The 8,813-nt window shown below is 39.9% G+C and carries 13 protein-coding genes; 11 read left to right on the top strand and 2 right to left on the bottom strand.

Translation table 11 applies throughout. The features are described from left to right. The first annotated feature begins 239 nt into the window (after positions 1-239). The 3 genes from NA59_RS13795 to NA59_RS13780 all read left to right on the top strand — a co-directional run bounded on the left by NA59_RS13795 (position 240) and on the right by NA59_RS13780 (position 1,484). Positions 240-557, top strand: coding sequence for a hypothetical protein (locus tag NA59_RS13795; protein ID WP_044414209.1), 318 nt, complete (start codon positions 240-242; stop codon positions 555-557). Between the two features lie 64 nt (positions 558-621). Continuing rightward, on the top strand, positions 622-906 hold the full coding sequence (locus tag NA59_RS13790) for a hypothetical protein (RefSeq protein WP_044414206.1): 285 nt from the start codon (positions 622-624) through the stop codon (positions 904-906). Positions 907-1,199: 293 nt separating this feature from the next. Then, positions 1,200-1,484: a hypothetical protein gene (locus NA59_RS13780; protein ID WP_044414200.1), complete on the top strand. Its 285-nt coding sequence runs from the start codon at positions 1,200-1,202 to the stop codon at positions 1,482-1,484. A 95-nt stretch (positions 1,485-1,579) separates the two neighbouring features. On the opposite strand, the gene NA59_RS13775 is transcribed toward NA59_RS13780, so the two are convergent. Next, a complete protein-coding gene (locus tag NA59_RS13775; protein ID WP_044414196.1) occupies positions 1,580-1,801 on the bottom strand; it encodes a hypothetical protein in 222 nt (73 codons plus the stop codon). 75 nt (positions 1,802-1,876) lie between these two features. Further along, positions 1,877-2,674, bottom strand: a complete 798-nt coding sequence (locus NA59_RS13770) for a hypothetical protein (RefSeq protein ID WP_044414193.1) — start codon at positions 2,672-2,674, stop codon at positions 1,877-1,879. 369 nt (positions 2,675-3,043) lie between these two features. Between NA59_RS13770 and NA59_RS15260 the strand changes: the two genes are divergently transcribed. From NA59_RS15260 to NA59_RS14625, 8 genes are all read left to right on the top strand, one after another. After that, positions 3,044-3,211 carry a hypothetical protein gene (locus tag NA59_RS15260; protein ID WP_157792655.1) on the top strand — a complete coding sequence of 56 codons (168 nt, stop codon included), beginning with the start codon at positions 3,044-3,046 and terminating at the stop codon, positions 3,209-3,211. Positions 3,212-3,285: 74 nt separating this feature from the next. Beyond that, positions 3,286-3,972 carry a macro domain-containing protein gene (locus tag NA59_RS13765; RefSeq protein WP_044414190.1) on the top strand — a complete coding sequence of 229 codons (687 nt, stop codon included), beginning with the start codon at positions 3,286-3,288 and terminating at the stop codon, positions 3,970-3,972. A gap of 198 nt (positions 3,973-4,170) precedes the next feature. Beyond that, positions 4,171-4,827, top strand: coding sequence for a DUF4433 domain-containing protein (locus NA59_RS13760; protein WP_052501715.1), 657 nt, complete (start codon positions 4,171-4,173; stop codon positions 4,825-4,827). A gap of 61 nt (positions 4,828-4,888) precedes the next feature. Then, positions 4,889-5,521, top strand: a complete 633-nt coding sequence (locus tag NA59_RS13755; protein ID WP_044414187.1) for a hypothetical protein — start codon at positions 4,889-4,891, stop codon at positions 5,519-5,521. Positions 5,522-5,823: 302 nt separating this feature from the next. After that, on the top strand, positions 5,824-6,582 hold the full coding sequence (locus tag NA59_RS13750) for a hypothetical protein (protein ID WP_044414184.1): 759 nt from the start codon (positions 5,824-5,826) through the stop codon (positions 6,580-6,582). A gap of 79 nt (positions 6,583-6,661) precedes the next feature. Next, positions 6,662-7,165, top strand: coding sequence for a single-stranded DNA-binding protein (gene ssb / locus NA59_RS13745; RefSeq protein ID WP_232504110.1), 504 nt, complete (start codon positions 6,662-6,664; stop codon positions 7,163-7,165). Positions 7,166-7,273: 108 nt separating this feature from the next. Then, positions 7,274-8,020 (top strand): leucine-rich repeat domain-containing protein, encoded by a 747-nt coding sequence (locus tag NA59_RS13740; RefSeq protein WP_044414178.1) that lies wholly within the window; start codon positions 7,274-7,276, stop codon positions 8,018-8,020. A gap of 112 nt (positions 8,021-8,132) precedes the next feature. Further along, positions 8,133-8,813 (top strand): ankyrin repeat domain-containing protein (locus tag NA59_RS14625; protein ID WP_232504109.1); only part of this gene is annotated, 681 nt, incomplete at its 3' end.

Raw genomic sequence — 8,813 nt, 5'->3', positions numbered from 1 at the left:
AATGTTCATGATCAGCCCCGCCAAATAGGGGATTAAGACTTACAAGCTGATAGGGTTTCTTTGTTTCATTCGAAAACTCAATCTCACAAGTTTGTGACTTCCTTCAGGCGCTCCTAATAACTCTATACTGTGATGGTACTACTCAATACATCATTCTTATCTGGTTTAAGATTAATGCAATAAACCAATTGAATAAGAATATGTTCATCATGCGTCATTAAAAATTAGGGGTTTAAACCATGAAAAAATTTGCATTAATTATTGCTGGAATAGCTATTCAAAGCGGAGTTTACGCCAACAGCTATACCTTAACTCCACATGGTAACTATGTGGGTGGTAGCAGTTCAACGCTTGCACCTGATGGTAGTTATGTTGGTGGCAGCCGATCTACATTAGCACCTGATGGTAGTTATGTTGGCGGTAGCCGTTCTACATTAGCACCTGATGGTAGTTATGTTGGCGGTAGCCGATCTACGCTAGCCCCTGATGGTAGTTATGTCGGTGGAACAGGTTTTAGCCTGACACCAGACGGACGCTATGTTGGTAATGGCCGCTAGTTGTAAATAAACGTATATATCACATCACTTGGCTTTATCGTCAAGTGTTAAAAAGGATACCACAATGAATTATGTAGATTTAGATGAGCTTTTGTTAATGGCTGGGCATCAAATACCGGCGCGTGATATGTCCGCTTATGATGGCAAACCTTTTCAGTGTGCCTGTGGCAAAACACATAGCTTTAACACCAGTTATATGGATTTTCGAAACTATGGAAGCACAGGAGTGAATGCTAAAATGCTGGTTGTTTGCCCTGATGATCCTCGCTACAGTACGCTTATTCAAACCAAGTATAAGTTTATGGTTATCTTTGATCGTTTTGAATCCCTAGCCGGCCATAAATCTTAAGAGTGATAGGAGAGGAGCCATGTTTGCCCTGTATTTAATCGGTTACTTTATTACCTTTTTTATTCTGTTTTTTTGTAGACCAGGGGTTAAAACTCCGATGGTCGATTATCTGGATAGAATGGGGGTTGTAACGCCATTTAATTGTGCTAACGGCCAATTTTCATCTGCGATGATACAGGCCTTGTTTTGGCCGTGGGTGCTAATTGTTTTGGGGTTGATTTTGGTTTTCTTCCCTCTGATCCTGATTTATTTGGCGATATTTAAACGCGATAAACTAAATTAGCGAGGCTGATATGTGGGAGTTTATCATCGCGGTAGTTGTTATCTGGCTTGTGATTAAGTTCACATCTGTTAAAAAGAATGTCGAAACCAATCAGGAGATTGGTAAAGAGGTCAAGCATATTGCCATAGAGGAGCTGGGCGTGCCTGAGCCGGACTACTACCGGCTTGTTATGCACCACATGCCAGATTTGAAACGCAGAGCACTGATGATGCAAAATTGGCCTGAATATAGAGGTTATAGTTGGTCGCGTGTTTTAGCGCACGCGATTTACAATAGATATATGGATATTCTCTGATTAATTATTAGCTGTTGACGTCGCAATCTAATCTAGTCGAAAATCATACAAGTAGGATAGTGTTTAATGATTGAAATTCTAATTATGGTGTTAGGTTAGGCTAGGTTTTTATAAATAGCCGAAAACTTAACCAAGTTGGATAAATCTTCTTGAGTAATGAGGTTTTTATTCAAAATATGTGCAATTGTTGCAAGCATTGTTTGGCGTAACACACTTGCATCACCGTCTAACTTATGTTCATCCGGATTTGAAATAATAAAAGGATTCTCAATAAAAATATTAGCTTCGTCATTGTGGTTCTGTTCAGTATTGGTCATTTAATTCATCCAAATAATTAAAAATTTATAAAATATGGGGTAATGATCCCTTCAGGGGTGTTAAAAGTATAGCTACTATGTACAGCAACTACAACGCCTAAACCCTAGTTGTTTTAGCAGCGAACCTTCAAATGAAAGATGTTTATTTAATTTAACTCTGAAATACCGTTGGAGTAAAGTTTTTAGTTCATTTTTGTATGTGTGGTGCCAAATATAAATTGTAGAATCCTTTATGCCGTTTAGAACATCAAGGTGTCGGTGAGTTCCATATCCATAAGCCGCGATTATTTTTTTTGTTTCAGTCGTTTGATGTCTAAACTTTTCAGCATCTTCTAGTAGTTGTGAGATCGCATTTTTGATTATTGGTAAATCGTAATTCTCAAACTCATGCACTCCCGAGTTTGCCCCCTGAATTTCTTTTGGCGGGTTTTTCAAGAAAAAGTGAGCATCTTGTTTAAGTAAAAACGCATTTGGATCGGTTCTGAGCAAGGATGCATGCTCTTTGGCAAATGCACGATAACGCTCAACCTCTTCTGAACCTTTATGAACTATTTCATTAGGAATCTCAATGTTGTAATAATCGCTATTTAGTCGTTCACAGCCTATATCGCAATGGTAGGCTGGCTTTTGACTCCCTTCAAAGACTAACCGGCTAGTTTTTGCGTAACTCATATCAATGCGCTTATAGTAATTTAAAGCATCTTGAGGGTTTTCGCAAAAAGACTTGTAGGCGGCAAGTGCAGATAGCTCTTTTCCAGATAGAATTTTATTTAAGGGTTGTTCATAGAGACGAGAGTAGTCTGCATTATTATCGACAGATGTGTTGAATTTAGACAAGATATTTTTTAAGTTACCATTGGTGATGTAAACCATGCTTGATTCGTTATTGCACATAAATGATCCTCATCTAAAAGTAATATTAAATTTTAATTTTTTAATGTTATTTCAACAAAATACACAAACTTCTACGTGTTGATTGAATGTGCCGGTTGTGTTGACTTATTATTTAGTGAGGACGAACCATGGAGCTATTATCTCGGTTTGAGTCAATGAGATGGTAATTGACAAACTTGTGAAGCTTTTATTCAATAACGGTACCTTGAAGGTTGAACACTTTATTTATCACAACCTTGTGGTGTTACCTAGGCTGAATTAAATCAATTAATATGCACTCAACATTTAAGCCAAAGGCAATTTGCTAGGTTTGTTTGGTAAAACTATCTTTTTTTAATGGAGGTGTGCATGAAAGGTCGTCTTATTTTTAGTTCAGTTATTTTTGCGTTAGTGTTCTTTGGCTTGTTATCTATGGTCGGTAACGTTCATGTTGCAGAATTTTATGGAATTTTAGTGATCGCTGTGATTTCTAGTATTATATCTTGGTTCAAGTACCCTGAAGTTAAGCAACTTTAAAACATCTTTATTTCGACATACACTTTGTGTGTCGAGTTATATTTCAGGCAAATAATAGACAAGGTGGGGAGCGTATGGCGATAACAATCATCAAGGGCAATATCTTTAGATCACAATGCCAAACACTGGTCAACACAATTAATTGTGAGGGTGTGATGGGAGCGGGCATTGCTTTAGAGTGTCGCCTACGTTATCCAGAGCTATACACGCGCTATCAAACCCTTTGCCAAGAAAAACAAATCTCAATCGGTAAATTATGGATTTATAAATCTACGGATAGATGGATTTTAAATTTTCCAACCAAAAACTTATGGCAACTACCTTCTAAACCAGAGTATTTGAAATCAGGTTTATTTAAGTTTGCGCAAACTTATCAGCAAAGAGGGATTAGCTCTATTGCGTTCCCGATGTTGGGTGCAGATAAGGGCGGGTTGTCCGCTTCTGAAAGCCAAAAAATTATGCTCGACTATCTTGATAAGCTCGATTTGGAAATTGAAATATACCAGTATGATCCTTATGCAGAGGATGACATTTACACGGATACCAAGGCATGGTTCTTTAGCCAACCCATTGAATATTTATCAAAAACGTTTCGTATTCGGATGGCGTTTTTAGAGAATTTGCAACGTGCGTTTAATAATAATAAATATTGCCAACTCAACCAGCTCGCTCAGGTGGATGGTGTGGGTATTAAAACGCTTGAAAAACTATTTCAAGCATCAAAGCAACAGCCCAAGCAGCAGAGCTTGATTGATTTATAGCGTTCTAAATTTCACAAACTTGTGAATTAACCCTTTTAGGTTGTCCCACCTACAATATACATCAGACTTCTTGAAGAAGAAAACATACAGCCTTTGATTACATGAGGCTCGTTACATCCTTTGTATCACACATATTAGTTACCACTTTGGTCGTACTAGGGATGATGAATTACATTTTCTTTTTTTTGGAGTTAGGTTATGAGCATTGTCGCTAGATCACATGTTAATGGCTATTCACAACAGAATGGTGTCTTGGTTAAGAATGCCTTCTCTGAGGCAGGCTTGCATAACGTTTGGCATATCACTCACTTCAAAAACCTAAATGGAATATTTAAAACGGGTGGTCTATTAAGTCACTCTGCAGTGCCTGCAAACGCGTATGAGGATATATCTGACCATGCTGTTCAAATATATCGCAGACGTAATGAGCCCGTTTATTCAAGGTCGATTCATTCTTATGTACCAACCTACTTGAACCCGATGAATCCAATGCTTTACGTAAAAAAGGAGATGTTCGATTCGCTCTGTATTTTAAAAATTCAGATGTCTGTTGTTTTAGAAAATGAATTTATATTTACGGATGGTAATGCGGCATCCAGAGATACGAATTTCTATAACGACCCTCAATCAGTATCAAAATTAAACTGGGATCTTTTACATGGTAGCACCTGGACGGACAGTAGTTTAGAGCCACACGTGGCTAAACGTATTCGTTGTGCTGAACTACTCGTCTATCCCTTTATTGATGTGAAGTATATAAATGGTATTTATTCCTGCTCTTCTGAATTGGTTGAGCGCCTTCAAAAAAATGGCTTAAAGGCAACTTATGAGCCAAGATTATTTTTTAGACGTTAAAAAGACGTACTTTTTCTAATTATAACTTGGTTAATTCTTTTTTGGTATTTTGGGGGTTTGAATGGATTATATATTTAGTATTATATTAGCTTTCATGTTTGCTATTGGAATTATAACCTTGATTTTGACATTTTTGCTGCACGTAAAAAACTGGATAGTTGGTTTATTTGGCAGTTCTACAAATAACAATCAAGTAGCGTCTTCAACCCGGTCTAATTCTTATGTTGCCAAGAGTAGCGTTGCAAGCCAGTCTGTCGCTACTCGTTCATCATTGGTTGCAACAACCAGCCATACACCGCGTCGCTCTGTTTATGAGCTTGATGAGTCTGACGTGTATGTGGTGCGTGAATATGAAAAGCCACGTCATGTTGCAAGAACAAACCGTTATTGTGGAGAAGCTCATAAAGACCATACCGAGGCTGTATGGAATCGTATGGGCTTCCGAGTAAAATCTGGGGAGTGCTATGCATATCGTTATTATGGTCGTGAAATATATAGCCCCGATCAGGTGGTGAGCATGAATGATTATAGCGGTTTGAGCCATAACCAAAAAAAGGTTAAAAAGATCGGCAGTGCTTTAGTGGCACGAACCGGATCTAAAGCCCATGCTAAGTCAATTTTGGTTGAACAGTATGGCTTTTCAGAATCAACGGCGAAGTATGCAACAGGTTATCGGGGTTATTATAACTATTAATGCGAGGGCTTAATTGTGGGGAGGCCTAAATAGACCCCATTAGCAAGCACATTAGGCTGTAACCCAGACGTTCGCTATGACGCAAATGGGAATGCGATTGCTAAGCTAAGTTTGGTAACCAGTGTGCATTAAAATAATCGCGCTATGGGAGAAGAACTCTAGTTTTTTAGATACTCAGAAAAAGCGTTATTAAACTTCAGTGCTCGTATTTTATAGGATTGCCATTGCATCATCATAATATTGATAAAATAAATTACCGAGAGTTACTTGACAGTGCGCTAGATCCCTCACAAGAGAGGCGAATGGATCAAGCTTTTAGAGCATTTCATCGATACTCGACTTTAAACCAAGTGCTTGCCATGCGCCAGCTTGACGAAGTGGCACCTATCGCATCTAAAGCGTCATGGCTAAAGAAGGGGCGAACAATAAAGCCAGGTGCAAAACCTATTCGCTTAATTGTGCCGGTTATGGCGCCTGTTTTGGATAGTTTTGAGCGTCAAGTATTTCTATCTTCAGGGTATCTGCATGAAGTGTTGGTTGGGTTTCGTTATGAAGCAAAATGGTATAGTTTAAAACAAACAGAGGGCGAGCCACTTGATTGGCGCTGTGATCAAGTCGATATTGGTCAATGGGATGTGCAGTTAGCCCAAAAGTCGCTTGGTATTTGCGTTGTCGATTTTGATATGCTTGATGGAAACACGCAAGGTTTTGCCAAGAGATCCGGTATTGGGTCCTCTTTGCGAAGGGAGGTCGCCATCAATCCATTGGCGATTTATCCTCAGGCAGCGATGTTTCATGAATTCGCGCATCATGTTTTAGGCCATTTGGATGGCTATTATGGTGATGTCAAGCACATGACTAACCTGGAAAAATATTGTATTAAAGAGGTTGAGGCTGAAAGTGTGGCGTTTATATGTTGTGCGTCACTTGGTCTCAAAGGTCTTGCTGAGTCTAGAGACTATATTCAAATTTTCTTGATACATACAAAACTAAACGACAAACAGGCGCAACGCATATTTTCGGCCGCTAATAAAATCTTGAAAGCAGGTTTTTTACTATGAATTACTTGGAAATAGGAATAGCGTTTGGAAATGTTGCAGAGGCGCACGATTATAAAATTTTACACACAAGGGGATTAGTATGAGAGGCGTGAACAAAGTAATTTTAGTCGGTACCTTAGGCCGTGATCCAGAAGTGCGCTATGCCGCAAATGGAAATGCGATTGCTAACTTAAGCTTGGCGACCAGTGAGCAGTGGACTGATCGCGCAACGGGTGAAAAGCAGGAGAGAACAGAGTGGCACCGGGTTGTTATTTTCGGCAAGGTGGCTGAAGTAGCAGGGCAGTATCTGAAAAAAGGCTCACAGGTGTATATCGAAGGAAAGCTGCAAACCCGCAAATGGCAGGATCAAGCCACCCAGCAAGATAAATACGCCACGGAAGTGGTTGTCGATATCACTGGCACCATGCAGATGGTCGGTAGCAAAAATGCAGGTGATGCTTCGCCCAATCCCGACCCACGTGGTATACAGCGCCCCGCTGTGGTCGGTGGAGTGGCTTATCCAGCCGTAGCCAATAATAGCAGCGCTCCTAAACCTAATACCGGGGTAATGTCTGATTTTGATGACATGGATGTGCCGTTTTAAAAAATACTTAATACATAAGTGTAAAGTTATTATTTGTAAGTTATTGTTAAATAAATCGGCAAATTTGGGTCACGTGATGTGCGCGCGATCATTGAAAATGGAGTGGGCATGAGTGATTTACAAGACGACGATTCTTGGATTGCGCGTTTATTTGCGTGGGCGGATGCCCATAACCTGCCGCCTTATGAGTGGCTTGATGATGAAACGGATGAAAATGAAGGTGGTTTTTGGGTTGGTTTTCCTAGGGACCGCGCTACGCTGTTGAGTTTTACGTGTTTAAATCTAAGTTGGCACGATTTGACTGAGTTACCCGAAGAACTGGCGAACTTAACGCAACTAACCGAGTTAAGTATGGCTAAAACATGCTGTGGTATGCAGCCAGATTGGGAGCCTAAAACAGACAATAAAATCCAAGCCATCCCAGCATGGATTAGCCGGTTGCACAATTTACGGGTATTGGATTTTTCTAGAAATGCAATCAATGAAATTCCTAGCAACATTGGTCAGCTCCAACAGCTCGAAGTGCTTTGGATGTGCTCCAATAATATATCGTATATTCCAGAGAGCATATTTGAGTTGAAGCGATTAAAAAGGTTATGTTTCTCCTTTAACCAAATAGAAGTGATTCCACCGGGCCTCTCTAAGCTAACACAGCTTCAGTATTTAGGTTTTCAATCCAACCGCCTGTTATGTGTTCCGCAGGAGATAGTCGAACTCGAATGTTTAAGTATCGTTGATCTTAACAAGAACAGCTTTAGTTCCTTTCCAGTTCAGGTTTTTAAGTTAAAAGCATTGGAACAATTTGACATGGTAGAAATCATGTTCAATCTATTAGGCAGGGATGTTGTGCATTAGCGTCATCTAACATGTAGGCAACCCCAAACGCTTATATATCGATCAATTTTAATTAACGTAGAGAAGGTTAAGCATGCCTGTGATGTATTTTAATAAAATAGGACACGTATATTTGTTGAAACAGCTCAGCGTCTGGCTAGTGATGGTGATTGTACTTTTAACCTCAGGGTGTACACATCCCACCAAAATAGACGCTCATCAAACAGCCGAGCTATCAGATATAACGCCAATCCCGGATACTTTAGCGCTGATTGAAGCTATGGATCAAAGCGATATAGCGGCAATAGAAAACTTCTTGCTGCGTGGCGGCAATGTAAACGTCGTTGATGAACAGGGTGTAAGTCTTCTCTATGCAAGCATCTATTTAGACGAACTTGATATTTTTGAGCTACTGCTTAGCCATAAGGCCGATGTTAATCAAGCAGACAGTAACGGTTGGACACCACTCATGGTCGCCGTTTATCATAATCGTGTGGACATGGTGAACCGATTACTTGCACTCGGAGCCAATCCAAATGCGATGAACGACACGGGTCGAACAGCTTTGCATTTCACGGTTAATGGGTTCAGGTGGGAGCAGGATAGTGAAATCTTGGCCAAGGCACTAATTGATGCCGGCGCACAGATAAATGCAACCAACCATATTGGCAACACGGCATTAATGGGTGCTGTGTTTACCGACAAAACTAAAACCTTCGTTTATTTAATGTCACTTAATGCGGATGTTAATGTGATCAATATCAGGGGTCACAATGCGCTCATGCTCGCGATTATAAAGAAACGCCCCGAGATG

It is taken from the genome of Thiomicrospira microaerophila, assembly GCF_000934765.1.
In the GTDB taxonomy this organism is placed as follows: Bacteria; Pseudomonadota; Gammaproteobacteria; order Thiomicrospirales; family Thiomicrospiraceae; genus Thiomicrospira; species Thiomicrospira microaerophila.
This window is presented reverse-complemented; position numbering and strand designations above follow the sequence as displayed.

Coding starts and splice junctions, on each gene's coding strand:
- NA59_RS13795 (WP_044414209.1), top strand. CDS start 240: ATGAAAAAATTTGCATTAATTATTGCTGGAATAGCTATTCAAAGCGGA.
- NA59_RS13790 (WP_044414206.1), top strand. CDS start 622: ATGAATTATGTAGATTTAGATGAGCTTTTGTTAATGGCTGGGCATCAA.
- NA59_RS13780 (WP_044414200.1), top strand. CDS start 1,200: ATGTGGGAGTTTATCATCGCGGTAGTTGTTATCTGGCTTGTGATTAAG.
- NA59_RS13775 (WP_044414196.1), bottom strand. CDS start 1,801: ATGACCAATACTGAACAGAACCACAATGACGAAGCTAATATTTTTATT.
- NA59_RS13770 (WP_044414193.1), bottom strand. CDS start 2,674: ATGGTTTACATCACCAATGGTAACTTAAAAAATATCTTGTCTAAATTC.
- NA59_RS15260 (WP_157792655.1), top strand. CDS start 3,044: ATGAAAGGTCGTCTTATTTTTAGTTCAGTTATTTTTGCGTTAGTGTTC.
- NA59_RS13765 (WP_044414190.1), top strand. CDS start 3,286: ATGGCGATAACAATCATCAAGGGCAATATCTTTAGATCACAATGCCAA.
- NA59_RS13760 (WP_052501715.1), top strand. CDS start 4,171: ATGAGCATTGTCGCTAGATCACATGTTAATGGCTATTCACAACAGAAT.
- NA59_RS13755 (WP_044414187.1), top strand. CDS start 4,889: ATGGATTATATATTTAGTATTATATTAGCTTTCATGTTTGCTATTGGA.
- NA59_RS13750 (WP_044414184.1), top strand. CDS start 5,824: ATGGATCAAGCTTTTAGAGCATTTCATCGATACTCGACTTTAAACCAA.
- ssb (WP_232504110.1), top strand. CDS start 6,662: ATGAGAGGCGTGAACAAAGTAATTTTAGTCGGTACCTTAGGCCGTGAT.
- NA59_RS13740 (WP_044414178.1), top strand. CDS start 7,274: ATGAGTGATTTACAAGACGACGATTCTTGGATTGCGCGTTTATTTGCG.